Here is a 14,363-nt window from a genome sequence, read left to right on the forward strand (position 1 = left end):
TCCGGCCGGTCCACGTACCGTCGTGGGTATGAGCCCCACTCCCCCCGTACGCCGTCTGCGCCTCGGTCTGCCCCGGCGGATGTTCTCGCAGGTGCTGCTGATGCAGGTGGCGATCGCCGCGGGGGTCGCGGTGCTCGCGACCGGGCTCTTCCTGGCCCCGCTGAGCAAGCAGCTCGACCAGGAGGCGATGCGCCGGGCGCTGGCCATCGCCGAGACCACCGCGCAGGACCCGCAGATCGCCCAGGGCGTGCGCGCCACCCGGCCGGACCGGAACGGTCCCGTGCAGCGGGAGGCGGAGCGGATCCGGCGGGCCACGCACGCCGAGTACATCGTGGTGCTGGACCGCGGCTGGGTGCGCTGGTCGCACCCCACTCCTGCGCAGATCGGCCGGCGGGTCTCCACCGACCCCTCCGACGCGCTCGCCGGCAAGGAGGTCATGGAGATCGACAACGGCACCCTGGGCCGCTCGGCACGCGGCAAGGTGCCGCTGTACGACGACGGCCACCGCATCGTCGGCGCCGTCTCGGTCGGCATCGCCTACGACAGTGTGCGGGCACGGCTGATCAGCGCCATCCCGGGACTGTTCGCGTACGCCGGCGGCGCGCTCGCGGTGGGCGCGCTGGCGGCCTGGCTGATCTCCCGCCGGGTCCAGCGGCAGACCCGGGACCTGGCCTTCTCCGACATCTCGGCGCTGCTCGCGGAGCGCGAGGCGATGCTGCACGGGATCCGGGAGGCGGTGGTGGCGCTGGACCGGGGCGGCCGCATCCGCCTGCTCAACGACGAGGCACGGCGCCTGCTGGGCGTCGGCGACGAGGCCGTGGGGCGGACCCCGGACGAGGCGCTCGGCGCGGGCCGTACGACGGATGTGCTGGCCGGCCGGGTCAGCGGCACCGATCTGCTCACCGTGCGCGGCCAGCGCGTGCTGGTCGCCAACCGCATGCCCACCGGTGACGGCGGTGCCGTGGCCACCCTGCGCGACCGCACCGAACTGGAGCAGCTGGGGCGCGAACTGGACTCCACGCGCGGCCTGATCGACGCGCTGCGCGCCCAGGACCACGAGCACGCCAACCGCATGCACACCCTGCTGGGGCTGCTGGAGCTGGAGATGTACGACGACGCCGTGGAGTTCGTCGGCGAGGTGGTCGGCGACCACCGGGCCACCGCCGAGCAGGTCACGGAGAAGATCCAGGACCCGCTGCTGGCCGCGCTGCTGGTCGGCAAGGCGACCGTGGCGGCCGAGCGCGGGGTCGCCCTGTGGGTCTCGGACCGTACCCGGCTCCCCGACCGGCTGGTCGATCCGCGGGGGCTGGTCACGATCGTGGGCAACCTCGTGGACAACGCCCTCGACGCGGCCGCGGGCACCCCGCACGCGCGCGTGGAGGCGGAGTTGCGCGCGCGGGGCCGCGCCGTCGTGCTCAGGGTGCGCGACTCGGGTCCCGGGGTCCCGGAGGACCGACGGGAGCTGATCTTCACGGAGGGCTGGTCCACCAAGAAGCCGCCCGCGCACGGCCGGCGGGGCATCGGGCTCTCCCTGGTGCGCCGGCTCGCCGAACGGCAGGGCGGGAGCGCGGCCGTGGGCTCCGCGGCGGGCGGCGGCGCGGAGTTCACCGTGATCCTGCCGGAGGCGCTGACCGAGCCGGAACCGGAACCGGCGGTGCCCGGGCAGGCGCCCGGCGCCGCCCGCGGCGCCGTGGAGGAGGCCCGATGATCGAGGTCCTGATCGTGGACGACGACACCCGCGTCGCCCGCGTCAACGCCGCCTACGTGGCGAAGGTGCCCGGCTTCCACGTGGCCGGCGAGGCGCACAGCGCGGCCGAGGCCCTGCACCAGGTGGAGGCCCTGCCGCGGCTCGATCTCGTCCTGCTGGACCACTACCTGCCCGACGACACGGGTCTCGCGGTGGTCCGGGAGATGCGCCGGCGCGGCCACCAGGCCGACGTGATCATGGTGACGGCGGCGCGGGACGTGTCGACGGTGCAGGCGGCCATGCGGCAGGGCGCGTTGCAGTATCTGGTGAAGCCATTCGCCTTCGCCGGTCTGCGGGCGAAGCTGGAGGCGTACGCCGAGCTGCGGCGCACCCTGGACGGCGGCGGCCAGGCGGAGCAGGCGGAGGTGGACCGGATCTTCGGCGCACTGTCCGCACCCTCGGAGCCCGGACTCCCCAAGGGGCACTCCCCCACGACGGCCGAACTGGTCCGCCAGGCGCTGCTGAACGCGGACCGCCCCCTGTCCGCCCAGGAGATCGCCGAGCGGACGGGGGTGAGCCGCCAGACCGCCCAGCGTTATCTGAAGCTGCTGGAGCGCACCGGCCGGGCCCGGCTGTCCCTCAAGTACGGCGACGCGGGCCGCCCGGAACACCGTTACGAGTGGGCGACCTGATCCCGGCCTTGCCAGGGGATGGTCAGGGAGGGTCCTAGGCGGCCCCGGCTCCGGTCAGCGCGCGCACTTCCGCCTCGGCGTACCTGGCCTCGTCCGCGGGCTCGTCCGAGGTCACCGTGCCCAGCCAGCCGGCGAGGAAGCCGAGCGGGATGGAGACGATGCCCGGGTTCTCCAGCGGGAAGTACTGGAAGTCGACCCCCGGGAACAGCGACTCCGGGCTGCCGGACACCACCGGGGACAGCAGGACGAGCGTGACCGCCGGCAGCAGCCCGCCGTAGACGGCCCACACCGCACCCCGCGTGGTGAACCCACGCCAGAACAGCGAGTACAGCAGCACCGGCAGATTCGCCGACGCGGCGACCGCGAAGGCGAGGCCCACGAGGAAGGCGACATTGAGATCGCGGGCCAGCAGACCGAGCGCGATCGCCACGGCACCGACGCCGACCGCCGCACACCGCGCCACCGCCACCTCACTGGGCGGGGCCCTGCCGCCGGAGCGACGCAGCGTCGCGTACAGGTCATGGGCCACCGAGGCGGAGGAGGCGAGCGTGATGCCCGCGACCACGGCGAGGATCGTGGCGAACGCCACGGCGACGACCACCGTGAACAGGACGGTGCCGCCCGTGGAGCCCGGTCCGCCGCCCAGGTCGAGAGCGAGGAGGGGCACCGCGGTGTTTCCCGCCGCCTGGGACGCGCGTACGGCCCCCGGCCCCACCAGCGCCGCCGCGCCGAATCCGAGGACCATCGTCATCAGGGAGAACCCGCCGATCAGACCGATGGACCACACCACGGAGCGACGCGCGGCCCGCGCGGTCGGCACGGTGTGGAAACGGGACAGGATGTGCGGCAGGCCAGCCGTGCCCAGCACCAGCGCGAGACCCAGGCTGATGAAGTCCAGCCGGGCGGTCCAGGTCCCGCCGGACTTCAGCCCCGGCGCCAGGAACGCCCTCCCGTGGCCGCTGCGCTCCGCCGCGGTGATCAGCAGCCGGTCCACGTCGCCGTGGAAGCGCAGCAGCACCAGCACGGTCAGCAGGACCGTCCCGCCGAGCAGCAGGACCGCCTTGACGATCTGGACCCAGGTGGTGGCCCGCATCCCTCCCCACGACACATAGACCACCATGAGCGCGCCGACGCCCGTGACCGCCCAGACCTGGACCGCGCCGCTCGTCCGCCCCAGCAGCAGCGCCACCAGGCTGCCCGCGCCGACCATCTGCGCCACCAGATACAGCACCGACACCACGACCGAGGAGGCCCCCGCGGCGACCCGCACCGGACGCGCGCTCAGCCGCGCGGCCACCACGTCGGCCAACGTGAACCGCCCGCAGTTGCGCACCAGTTCGGCGACCAGGAACAGGACGACCAGCCACCCGACGAGGAAGCCCACCCCGTACAGCAGCCCGTCGTACCCGTACAGCGCGACGAGTCCGGCGATGCCGAGGAAGGAGGCGGCCGACATGTAGTCGCCCGCGATGGCAAAACCATTCTCTATCGGAGTGAACAGCCGCCCGCCGGTGTAGAACTCCTCCGCCGAACCGTGCCGCCTGCGGCTCACCCGGACCGTGATCCCCAGGGTGAGCGCCACGAACCCGCCGCACAGCAGCAGGACCAGAACCTGATGGTCGCCGGTCACCGGGCACACCTCCGCGCTCCGCGGGTCAGTTCCTGGGTGGTCCAGCGCAGCTCCAGCGCGGCCCGGTCCCGCTGCCGCGCATGCCGGGCGTAGGCCCAGGTGAGCAGGAACGTGGTGAGGAACTGCCCGAGCCCCGCGACCAACGCCACGTTCACCGCCCCCACCACGGGCCGGGCCATGAACCCGGGTGCGGCCGTCGCGGCGATCACATATCCCACGTACCAGGTCAGGAAGCCCGTGACTCCCGGCACCACGAACCGCCGGTACCTGCCGCGCACCTCCTGGAACGCCGCGCTGCGCTGCACCTCGACATACACGTCATCGACGCTCATCGCCGTCGCGACGGACCCGCGGCGCGCGGGCGGCACGTCCGGCGCCGGTCCGCCGGCCCCGTCCGGTGTGCCCCAGCCCGTGGTCGGTTCGTCGTGCCACGGGTCCCGGCACGACCCGTGGCAGGAGTGCCCGTCGTGCTCCGCGTGCTCTTCCTGAGTCCCGTCCGCACTCTCGGGACCGTCTCCGGTGTGGTGGAGACGACCGTTGCTTGACTGCATGCCCAAGGATGGACAGAACGGGAAGATCTCTGACTTCTCTTCCTCGCGCTCTTCACCCCATCAGGTGATTCACCAGGTGGGCGGCCGCACCAGCCCCTTGCTATAGGCGTACCGCACGGCCTGCGCGCGGTCCTTGAGGCCCGCCTTGGCGAAGAGGTTGTTGATGTGCGTCTTCACGGTGGCCGTCGACACATGCAGCCGGTGGGCGATCTCCTGGTTGCTGAGCCCCTCGGCGATCAGCACCAGGACCTCGGTCTCCCGTGTGGTCAGCCCGTCGGGCGGCCGGCCGGCCACCGGTGCGGGCTCGGGCTCCGGCTGTGACAGCCGCTCCAGCAGCCGGCGCTGGACACTCGGTGACAGTCCCGCCTCTCCCGACAGCACGCTGTGCACGGCACGCACGATCTCGTCACCGCCCGCGTCCTTGGTCAGGTATCCCCGGGCGCCGGCCCGCAGCGCGGGGAACAGCGACTCGTCGTCCGCGTAGGTGGTGAGCACCACGACCTGGGTTCCGGGATAGCGGGTCCGGATCCGCCGGGTGGCCTCCACGCCATCGCAGCGCGGCATCCGGAGATCCATCAGGACGACGTCCGGCGCGAGTTCACCGGCCAGCCGCACCGCCTCCTCGCCGTCGCCCGCGGCCCCCACGACCTCCACGCCGGGCAGCAGTCCGAGCAGCATCACGATGCCCTCACGGACCACGGTCTGGTCGTCGGCGACGACCACCCGCGCGGTCTTCGCCACCCTCTCCGGCTCCGTCATAGCGGCACCTTCAGCGTCACCATGAACCCTCCCTCGTCCGGTCCCGCGTCCAGCGAACCGCCCAGCAGTTCGGCGCGCTCCCGCATGCCCAGCAGACCGTACCCGCCACCGGATCCGTCGAGTTCGCCCGGCCGCCCGCCCGAGTCCCGCACGTCCAGCGTCACTTCCTGCTCCCCGTAGTCGAGCCGCACCTCCACTCTGGCGCCGTGGGCGTGCTTGCGGACGTTCGTCAGCGCCTCCTGTGCGACCCGCCGCACGGCCTGGGACGCTTCGGCCGGCAGCCGTCTGCGTTCACCTGTGACGGTGACCTCGGCTCCGTCGGCCGTGCTGACGAGTTCGCTCAGGAAGTCCTCCAGGGGAGTCAGCTCGCCCCGCAACGCGGACAGCGCCTGCCGGGTCTCGGCCAGGCCGTCACGGGCCATGCCCCGGGCGGCCACCACCCGCTCCAGGATGCGCCCCCGGTCCGCGCCCCTCTCGATCAGCAGCCGGGCCGCCTCCAGGTGCACGAGCTGCGCCGAGAGGCTGTGCGCCAGCACGTCGTGGATCTCCCGTGCGATGCGCGCCCGCTCGGCCAGCGCCGCGGACTCGGCCTCGGCGGCACGTGCGGCACGCTCCTGGGCGAGCAGCCGCTGCGCGCTGCCCCGGGCTTCCGCGTCCAGCCGCAGCACGTACCCCGCGAGGGCCATGCCGGCTACGGTGGCGGCCGTGGTCAGCCAGACGTCGTTGGTGAACGCGGAGTACGAAGCCAGCGCCACCGACGCGACGGGGAGCGCGGCACCGAGCGGCAGCCGCTCCAGCGCGCCGACTCCGCAGCCGCACCAGATGACCAGGGCCGGCCCTCTGAATCCCGTCGCCTCGGCGGCGACCGCGATGCCCAGGAGCACCCCCATGAGCGCCAGGGACGGCACCAGGCGGTGCCCGTAGGTCGTCCGGAAGAAGGCCCAGGAGACGAGAGCCGCGAGGACGACTCCCCCGGCCGCGCCGAGCGCTTCCCAGAGGCCGACGTGCCGCTGGCTGAAAGCGGCCCACAGCAGCATGGCCAGCACGAGCAGGCGGACCACCCAGGCGAGCAGGCGCCGGGACCGGCTGATGCCCAGAGGGCCGAGCGCTTCGCGTGACGGCCAGCGTGTCCAGGCGTTCTCCGTCACACGGACTCCTTCCAGGTCGGCCGGCTGCCGGCACCGTACGCCGGGGCGGGACCGCTCTCGCTGCCGAAGGCCTGGGCCCGCCAGGACAGAACCGCACCACGCACCAGCAGCGTGCCGGCGAGGCCGAGCAGCAGTGCCGAGCTGTCCTGGTGCACACCGCGTAGGGCGCCGAGGGCGAAGACTCCGGCGCGCAGGGCTATGCCCACGATCCATACGGCGATGCTCGCCTTGGTGCTCTTGGCCCACACGGCGCCGTCCGGTGCCGTCCAGACCCGGGTGGTCCAGCCCCAGCCGGCGCCTGTGAGCAGGCCGATGAGCAGTTCGACCGCGAGCAGGACGGCGGATTCCACGCGGTGGTGGGCGTCGAGGATTCCGGGCTCGCGCAGCGCGACGACGGCGAGGACGACGGGCGGCAGCCACCAGCGCCGGTCGGCGTCGACCGCGTGGGCGCGGAACTGCCGCGTGATCACTAGGGCGACGACGGCCACGATCACCAGCGCGTTGACGAGCCCGGACATCGCAGCCTCCGTGAGCGGAAAAGTGAGGCCGGAGCGGGTGCTGCCGGCACCTTCGAAGCTACGGGGATCCGCAGGTCAGCGAATCGGATCCAGGGTGGATCACGGGTGGATCCGCGGAGCGGCCCGCCTCCACCCGCAGGTGGAGAGACGGTAGGGGGTGGATGAGGGGCTGAGCGAGGGGCGCGGGGTGGGGGCGCGTGGGGCGTGGGGCGCTGTTGCGGCGAGGGCGGTGCTGGGGCTGAGGCGGAGGCGGGCGCTCAGGCGGTGACGGGGGCAGGGCCGTGGGCGGTGGCAGTGGGGCGGTGACGGGGCCAGGGCAGTGGGGCGGGCGGTGGCAGTGGGGCGGGCGGTGGCAGTGTCGGCGGCGGTCTCGGGGCGGCCACACGTTCACCGTCAGCGGGTGCCTTCGGAGTCGGTGCGGCCGCACGCTCGCCGTCAGCGGGTGCCCGCCTTCCGCGTCAGCCGCTCGGCAGGCCCGAGGGCCCTGCTGGCGGCAGGCGGAGGGCCCTGCTGGATATCCAGCAGGGCCCCGTCCTTCCCGCCTCGCCGGCGATGCCCGGCGCGGCGGCTACGCGTCGATGCGGGAGCGGTCCAGCGTCGCCGCCGAGCTGGAGATGAACTCCTTGCGGGGAGCCACGTCGTTGCCCATCAGCAGGTCGAAGACCTGCTCGGCGGCCTCCAGGTCGGAGAGGTTGATGCGGCGCAGGGTGCGGTGGCGCGGGTCCATCGTGGTCTCGGCCAGCTGGTCGGCGTCCATCTCGCCGAGGCCCTTGTAACGCTGGATGGAGTCCTTGTACCGGATGCCCTTGCTCTGGAACTCCATGAGCTTGTCGCGCAGCTCCCGGTCGGAGTACGTGTAGACGTACTTCTCCTGGCCCTTCTTCGGCTGGACCAGCTCGAGGCGGTGCAGTGGCGGCACGGCGGCGAAGACGCGGCCGGCCTCGACCATGGGCCGCATGTAGCGCTGGAACAGCGTGAGCAGCAGGCAGCGGATGTGGGAGCCGTCGACATCGGCGTCGGTCATCATGATGATCTTGCCGTACCGGGCCTGGTCGATGTCGAAGGTGCGGCCCGAGCCCGCTCCTATGACCTGGATGATCGCCCCGCATTCGGCGTTCTTGAGCATGTCGGTCACCGACGACCGCTGCACGTTGAGGATCTTGCCGCGGATCGGCAGCAGGGCCTGGAACTCGGAGTTCCGCGCCAGCTTGGCCGTGCCGAGCGCGGAGTCGCCCTCGACGATGAACAGCTCGCTGCGGTCGACGTCGTCGCTGCGGCAGTCGGCCAGCTTGGCCGGCAGGGACGAGGACTCCAGGGCGGTCTTCCGGCGCTGGGCGTCCTTGTGCTGGCGGGCGGCGACCCGGGTACGGGCGGCGGCGACCACCTTCTCCATGACCACCCGGGCCTGGGCCGCGGCGTCACGCTTCGTGGCCGTCAGGAACGCCTTCAGCTCGCTGGTGACCACGTTGTTCACGATGCGACGGGCCGCCGAGGTGCCGAGGACCTCCTTGGTCTGTCCCTCGAACTGCGGTTCGGCCAGCCGGACCGTGACGACGGCGGTGAGGCCCTCCAGGGCGTCGTCCTTGACGATGTTGTCCTCGGCCACGCGCAGCATCTTCTTGGCGCGCAGCACATCGTTCAGCGTCTGGGTGAGGGCCTGCTCGAAGCCGCTGACATGGGTGCCGCCCTTGGGGGTGGCGATGATGTTGACGAACGACCTGACCGTCGCGTCGTACCCGGTCCCCCAGCGCAGCGCGATGTCGACGCCCAGCTCGCGGGTGACCTCGGTCGGGGTCATCTGACCGTGATCGTCCAGGACCGGGACGGTCTCCTTGAACGTGCCCTTGCCGGAGAAGCGGAGGACATCGCAGAGCGCCTTGTCGCGCGCCAGGTACTCGCAGAACTCGCTGATACCGCCGTCGAAGCGGAAGGACTCCTCGCCCTTGCTGCCGCCCTCGCCGAGGCCGAACTCGTCGCGGACGACGATGGTCAGGCCGGGCACCAGGAACGCGGTCTGCCGGGCGCGCTGGTGCAGCGTCTCCAGGGAGAGCTTGGCGTCCTTGAGGAAGATCTGCCGGTCGGCCCAGTACCGCACGCGCGTGCCGGTGCGCGTCTTGGGGATCTTCTTGGTCTTGCGCAGGCCGCTCTTGGCCTCGAACGTGGCGTCGGCGCCGCCGGCGGCGAAGGCGCCGGGCACACCGCGCCGGAAGCTGATGGCGTGCGTGTGGCCGCTGCGGTCCACTTCGACGTCGAGACGGGCGGAGAGGGCGTTGACCACGGAGGCGCCGACGCCGTGCAGACCGCCGGAGGCGGCGTAGGAGCCGCCGCCGAACTTGCCGCCCGCGTGCAGCTTGGTCATGACGACCTCGACGCCGGACAGGCCGGTCTTCGGCTCCACGTCGACGGGGATGCCGCGGCCGTTGTCGCGCACCTCCACCGAGCCGTCGTCGTGGAGGATCACCTCGATGTAGTCGCAGTAACCGCCGAGGGCCTCGTCGACCGAGTTGTCGATGATCTCCCACAGGCAGTGCATCAGGCCACGGCTGTCGGTCGAGCCGATGTACATGCCCGGGCGCTTGCGCACGGCCTCCAGGCCCTCGAGGACGAGCAGGTGCCGCGCGGTGTAGTTGGAACCGTCGCGGTCTGCTCCTGCCAGCAGCGCTGTGGACGGCACGGACGTATCGGCGGTCACGCGGTTCGCTCCTCGCTGAATTTCAGGTGGCCCCCTTTTGGGTAAGGGGGCGGCTTCGGTCGCCGCTCAGAGGGTACCGAGCCCTGGTAGAGCCGGTGTAACGCCACCCTCGGCGACACCTCACCCTAGTCCAGGCTCGTATGAGTGTTCGATCCCTCGATGGAGTGAAGCACATATCACGTTCCCTTTGGGGCATGAACCATTTAGGCTCCGGGCACGTCCTCATGAACAACCGGCAACCCGGCCGGGAGGACGAGACAGCAAGACAGCGCGAACCCGTAGGCATACAAGAGACGCAATACGGCACATTCGCCGCCAACCGGCAGCAGACAGCCGGCTCGGAAGATTTTTTTCGAGAAAGGGCCAGGAGCGGGAACGTTTTCGGCCTGGTTGGATGTTGTCCCTGGTACGACAGCTCGTCGAGCTAGAGAAGAGGCGACGTGACTACTGTTCTGACCCCCGCGAGCCCGCTGACGGCCGCCGATCGCTGCGACCGCTGCGGCGCCCAGGCATACCTGCGCGTGGTCCTGCTCAGCGGCGGAGAACTGCTCTTCTGCGCCCACCACGGTCGCAAGTTCGAGCCGGAACTCAAGAAGATCGCCGCTGAGATACAGGACGAGACGGAACGGCTGACCTCCGTTCCGGACACCGCTTCCACCGAAGAGCGCTGATTCTCGCACCCACGACGAGCCAGCCCCGGCACAGGCCGGTGATCGGGCGGCCCCTCCCCACCAGGAGTGGCCGCCCGTGCTCATATCCGCGCGTACGCCCTCACGAGCCCCCTCGGGACGCCTGCGGGGCCCCGGCGGGCTCCAGCGCCCGTACGACCTCCGAGACGCGCGTGTAGACACCGGGGAGCCCCGGCCGGCCGCAGCCGCTCCCCCAGGAGACGAGGCCGATCAGCCGTCCTCCGGCCACCAGAGGACCACCGCTGTCCCCCTGGCAGCCGTCGGGACCTCCGGTGATCTCACCGGCGCACAGCATGGTGCCGGCCCGGTAGGTGCCCTCGGGACCGCCCGGGAAGGCGCGGGCGCACACGTCGTCGGACAGGACGTGCACCTGGGCGGCGCGCAGCCGCCGCGCGTAGGCTCCTTCACCGGTCGTGTCGCCCCACCCGGACACCAGCGCCTTGGTGCCGGGCCGGTAGCCCGGGTCGCCCGCGCGCGCCATGGCGATGACCGCGCTCTGCGGCAGCGGTGCGGCGAGCGTGAGCACCGCGAAGTCGCCGGAGTTCGTCCTGACGTCGTACCGGGGGTTGAGGCGGATCTCCCGTACGGCGATCTCCTCGCCCCGCGCCGACAGCAGGTCCGTGCGGCCCGCGATGACCTTGAGGTCGCGCACCCGGTTCGGCGGGGCTCCGAGGGCCTCCTCGCCCAGGCAGTGGGCCGCGGTGAGGACCGTGCTGCGCCCGACGGCCACAGCGCCGCAGAACTGGCCCGCCCGGGTTCCGCCGAACCGGTCACGGCTGGCCAGTGCGACCGTCCAGGGGGCCTGCGAGACATCGATCGGGAATCCTCCGACGACCACGCCGCCGGCGCCCGCGGGGGCGGCGGTCACCAGGGGTATCGCGACCATGGCGGCCAGCAGGGACAGCGGCCGGACCAGCGCCCGGACAATGGAACGGCGCATGCGTGCTCCTCACTCTGGGGACGCCCTGGGGCACCCAGAGTGATCCACGGAGCGGAATCCCGCAGCACGAAGGCCCGGCTCCCGCGATCGGGAACCGGGCCTTCGCCGTCGTACGACCTTGACCTAGTCGAGGTAGTCGCGCAGCACCTGGGAGCGCGAGGGGTGGCGCAGCTTCGACATGGTCTTGGACTCGATCTGGCGGATGCGCTCACGCGTCACGCCGTAGACCTTGCCGATCTCGTCGAGGGTCTTCGGCTGACCGTCGGTGAGACCGAAGCGCATGGAGACCACGCCGGCCTCACGCTCGGACAGGGTGTCCAGCACGGAGTGCAGCTGTTCCTGCAGGAGCGTGAAGCTGACCGCGTCGGCCGGGACGACGGCTTCGGAGTCCTCGATGAGGTCGCCGAACTCGCTGTCGCCGTCCTCACCCAGCGGGGTGTGCAGCGAGATGGGCTCACGGCCGTACTTCTGGACCTCGATGACCTTCTCGGGGGTCATGTCGAGTTCCTTGGCCAGCTCCTCCGGGGTGGGCTCACGGCCCAGGTCCTGGAGCATCTGGCGCTGCACGCGCGCCAGCTTGTTGATGACCTCGACCATGTGCACCGGGATGCGGATGGTGCGGGCCTGGTCGGCCATGGCGCGGGTGATCGCCTGCCGGATCCACCAGGTGGCGTACGTGGAGAACTTGTAGCCCTTGGTGTAGTCGAACTTCTCGACGGCGCGGATCAGACCGAGGTTGCCCTCCTGGATGAGGTCCAGGAAGAGCATGCCGCGGCCGGTGTAGCGCTTGGCCAGGGAGACCACCAGACGGAGGTTGGCCTCCAGCAGGTGGTTCTTGGCGCGGCGGCCGTCCTCGGCGATGATCTCCAGCTCGCGCTTGAGCTTCGGGGCCAGCTTGTCGGAGTTGGCCAGCTTGTCCTCGGCGAACAGACCCGCCTCGATGCGCTTGGCCAGCTCGACTTCCTGCTCGGCGTTGAGCAGGGGGACCTTGCCGATCTGCTTCAGGTAGTCCTTGACCGGGTCGGCGGTGGCGCCGGCCGCGGCGACCTGCTGGGCGGGCGCGTCGTCCTCGTCCTCGTCGGACAGGACGAAGCCGGCGCTCTCGGCGCCCTCGGGCTCGTCGGCGACCTTGGTGTCCTCGAGCACCTCTTCTTCGAGGAGCTCGGCGTCGTCCTTCTTGGCCGTGGTCTTCTTGGCGGCCGTCTTCTTCGCGACCGTCTTCTTGGCGGCCGTCTTCTTGGCGGGCGCCGCCTTCTTCGCGGCAGCCTTCTTGGCGGGTGCGGCTTCCTCGACCGAGTCACCGGTGACCGCGGCGGTGGGTGCCGCGGGGGCGGCCGTGGTGGCGGTGGCCTTACGGGTGGTCACCGCCTTGGCCGCGACCGTCTTGGTGGCGGTGCGCTTGGCCGGGCTCTTCGCTGCGACGCTCTTGCGGGTGCGCTTGGGCTCTGCGGCACTGACCATCAGCGTCACACCCTCTTCCTCAAGAATCTGGTTGAGGCTGCGCAGTACGTTCTTCCACTGAGTGGCCGGAATCTGGTCAGCTTCGAAGGCCCGACGCACATCGTCGCCGGCGATCTGCCCCTCAGCCTTTCCCCGCTCAATGAGCGCCATGACAGAGACGGACTCGGCGATCTCCGGCGGGAGCGTACGGGATGTGCTGGCCGACACGAACAACCTCTCGGAACGTTGGAAAACGGCTTCCGGCACCGTCCACTGCGGACAGGAGCCGACCACCGGCCTGGGGACGGGCCGACGGCGCGGGCGGGGCCGGGGAAGATGCACAGCGCCATGCACGGCGTCCGTATTCCCTCCGCGGCTATCACCTCTTAGGTCATCGCGCTGTCTCCACGAGCGTTACGCCCATTCTGCGTGGCCCGAGTCACACCCCGTAAGTATCCAAAAGCGGTCAGATAAGCACATAAGACGTCATCAATGGCCGCATCCCGGCCGCACCCCTGCACCGGAGGCCCCGTCGCACCGTCGGACCCCGCCGGACAGCAATCCGGCGAAGTCCGACGGCGGCCGGTACCCGCGCCCGAGTCCGCCGCGAACACCGGCGGGACGCCGCACACCGGCGACCGCACCGCGCCCCTCGCGGGATCAGTGCTCGCGCGGCGCGGGCACCACGCGTTCCACCTCCGGGTGGACCGTCAGCAGCTGGCGCATGGCCGTCTCCGCCGCCGTGGCGTCACCGGCGCCGAGCGCGTCCACGATCCGCGCGTGCTGCGCGAGGGACGTCTCGTTCGGGCGGTCACAGGCGGTGACCGGGCCGCCGGAGACCTGGAGTGCCGCCGAGACGATGCCGGAGAGGTGCTCCAGCATGCGGTTGCCCGCGATCTGGATCAGCATCGAGTGGAACTCGGTGTCCGCACGCGCGTAGGTGAGCGCGTCGCCCTGCGCCATGGCGTGGCTCATGATCTCGACCATGTCGCAGAAGCGCTGCTGCACCTCCTCGCGTCCATGCCCGGCGGCGAGACGGGCGGCGAGCGGCTCGATCGTCCAGCGCAGCTCGCTCAGCTCCCGGCGCTGGTCGTCACGCTGCGGCCCGAAGGCCCGCCACTCGATGATGTCCGGATCCAGCAGGTTCCAGTCACTGACGGGACGCACGCGCGTGCCCACGTTCGGCCGGGCGCTGACCAGGCCCTTGGCCTCCAGGACGCGGAGCGACTCGCGGACGACGGTGCGGGAGACCTCGAAACGCTGGCCGATCTCCTCGGGCACCAGCGGGCGGTCCGAGCCCAGGTCTCCGGAGACGATCATCTGTCCGAGCTGCTGGACGAGTTGGCCGTGCAGCCCGCGTCCGCGGCTGCCCGCGGCCCGCCGGCCGACACGGCCCAGTTCGGGCTCCCCGCCGTCCCAGGAAGGCGTGCCGACCCGGTCGGCCACCGGGGCTTCGGCGTAGGGGTAGCGGTCGAGTTCGCCCGGGCCGGCCAGACCGGAGTCTGTGGAGCGGGCGGCGGTCATCATGGTGTGCGCAAGGGTACTCACGCATCCTTTGTCGGCGTCGCTTCCAACTCCCTTGAGGTCTTTGGTGAAAAGCACACGAAAGGGTGATCG

The 14,363-nt window shown here is 71.4% G+C and carries 12 protein-coding genes; 3 read left to right on the forward strand and 9 right to left on the reverse strand.

Features of this window, described 5'->3' with window-relative positions:
• Positions 1 to 28: 28 nt before the first annotated feature.
• Both ACZ4SV_RS13390 and ACZ4SV_RS13395 read left to right on the forward strand, forming a co-directional pair.
• Entirely contained in the window at positions 29 to 1,708 is a 1,680-nt protein-coding gene (locus ACZ4SV_RS13390) for an ATP-binding protein (RefSeq protein ID WP_468004021.1), read from the forward strand.
• The gene (locus tag ACZ4SV_RS13395) at positions 1,705 to 2,379 is read left to right on the forward strand and encodes a response regulator (protein ID WP_468004023.1); all 675 of its coding nucleotides are present in this window, start codon (positions 1,705 to 1,707) and stop codon (positions 2,377 to 2,379) included. Before ACZ4SV_RS13390 ends, ACZ4SV_RS13395 begins: the two co-directional genes overlap by 4 nt.
• A gap of 34 nt (positions 2,380 to 2,413) precedes the next feature.
• Here the strand turns inward: ACZ4SV_RS13395 and ACZ4SV_RS13400 are convergent, their stop codons facing one another.
• The 6 genes from ACZ4SV_RS13400 to ACZ4SV_RS13425 all read right to left on the reverse strand — a co-directional run bounded on the left by ACZ4SV_RS13400 (position 2,414) and on the right by ACZ4SV_RS13425 (position 9,677).
• On the reverse strand, positions 2,414 to 4,009 hold the full coding sequence (locus ACZ4SV_RS13400; protein WP_468004025.1) for a solute symporter family protein: 1,596 nt from the start codon (positions 4,007 to 4,009) through the stop codon (positions 2,414 to 2,416).
• Positions 4,006 to 4,560, reverse strand: a complete 555-nt coding sequence (locus tag ACZ4SV_RS13405; protein ID WP_468004027.1) for a DUF485 domain-containing protein — start codon at positions 4,558 to 4,560, stop codon at positions 4,006 to 4,008. Before ACZ4SV_RS13405 ends, ACZ4SV_RS13400 begins: the two co-directional genes overlap by 4 nt.
• A 69-nt stretch (positions 4,561 to 4,629) precedes the next feature.
• Positions 4,630 to 5,319 (reverse strand): response regulator transcription factor, encoded by a 690-nt coding sequence (locus tag ACZ4SV_RS13410; protein ID WP_468004029.1) that lies wholly within the window; start codon positions 5,317 to 5,319, stop codon positions 4,630 to 4,632.
• Positions 5,316 to 6,467, reverse strand: a complete 1,152-nt coding sequence (locus tag ACZ4SV_RS13415) for a sensor histidine kinase (RefSeq protein WP_397943282.1) — start codon at positions 6,465 to 6,467, stop codon at positions 5,316 to 5,318. Before ACZ4SV_RS13415 ends, ACZ4SV_RS13410 begins: the two co-directional genes overlap by 4 nt.
• Positions 6,464 to 6,985, reverse strand: coding sequence for a DUF1453 domain-containing protein (locus ACZ4SV_RS13420; RefSeq protein ID WP_468004031.1), 522 nt, complete (start codon positions 6,983 to 6,985; stop codon positions 6,464 to 6,466). Before ACZ4SV_RS13420 ends, ACZ4SV_RS13415 begins: the two co-directional genes overlap by 4 nt.
• Before the next feature lie 568 nt (positions 6,986 to 7,553).
• Positions 7,554 to 9,677 (reverse strand): DNA gyrase/topoisomerase IV subunit B, encoded by a 2,124-nt coding sequence (locus tag ACZ4SV_RS13425; RefSeq protein WP_365874044.1) that lies wholly within the window; start codon positions 9,675 to 9,677, stop codon positions 7,554 to 7,556.
• Between the two features lie 440 nt (positions 9,678 to 10,117).
• On the opposite strand from ACZ4SV_RS13425, the gene ACZ4SV_RS13430 reads away from it, so the two are divergent.
• Positions 10,118 to 10,348, forward strand: coding sequence for a DUF7455 domain-containing protein (locus tag ACZ4SV_RS13430; RefSeq protein WP_365874046.1), 231 nt, complete (start codon positions 10,118 to 10,120; stop codon positions 10,346 to 10,348).
• A 100-nt stretch (positions 10,349 to 10,448) separates the two neighbouring features.
• Here ACZ4SV_RS13430 and ACZ4SV_RS13435 read toward each other — a convergent pair whose 3' ends face one another.
• The 3 genes from ACZ4SV_RS13435 to ACZ4SV_RS13445 form a co-directional block, all read right to left on the reverse strand.
• Positions 10,449 to 11,306 (reverse strand): serine protease, encoded by an 858-nt coding sequence (locus tag ACZ4SV_RS13435; RefSeq protein WP_397943278.1) that lies wholly within the window; start codon positions 11,304 to 11,306, stop codon positions 10,449 to 10,451.
• 123 nt (positions 11,307 to 11,429) lie between these two features.
• Complete coding sequence (locus tag ACZ4SV_RS13440) at positions 11,430 to 12,974, reverse strand: RNA polymerase sigma factor (protein ID WP_365874050.1); 1,545 nt, start codon at positions 12,972 to 12,974, stop codon at positions 11,430 to 11,432.
• 432 nt (positions 12,975 to 13,406) lie between these two features.
• Positions 13,407 to 14,294 carry a FadR/GntR family transcriptional regulator gene (locus tag ACZ4SV_RS13445; protein WP_365874052.1) on the reverse strand — a complete coding sequence of 296 codons (888 nt, stop codon included), beginning with the start codon at positions 14,292 to 14,294 and terminating at the stop codon, positions 13,407 to 13,409.
• Positions 14,295 to 14,363: the final 69 nt, after the last annotated feature.

It is taken from the genome of Streptomyces sp. NPDC027672, from assembly GCF_055566335.1.

Coding starts and splice junctions, on each gene's coding strand:
- ACZ4SV_RS13410 (WP_468004029.1), bottom strand. CDS start 5,319: ATGACGGAGCCGGAGAGGGTGGCGAAGACCGCGCGGGTGGTCGTCGCC.
- ACZ4SV_RS13390 (WP_468004021.1), top strand. CDS start 29: ATGAGCCCCACTCCCCCCGTACGCCGTCTGCGCCTCGGTCTGCCCCGG.
- ACZ4SV_RS13395 (WP_468004023.1), top strand. CDS start 1,705: ATGATCGAGGTCCTGATCGTGGACGACGACACCCGCGTCGCCCGCGTC.
- ACZ4SV_RS13435 (WP_397943278.1), bottom strand. CDS start 11,306: ATGCGCCGTTCCATTGTCCGGGCGCTGGTCCGGCCGCTGTCCCTGCTG.
- ACZ4SV_RS13420 (WP_468004031.1), bottom strand. CDS start 6,985: ATGTCCGGGCTCGTCAACGCGCTGGTGATCGTGGCCGTCGTCGCCCTA.
- ACZ4SV_RS13405 (WP_468004027.1), bottom strand. CDS start 4,560: ATGCAGTCAAGCAACGGTCGTCTCCACCACACCGGAGACGGTCCCGAG.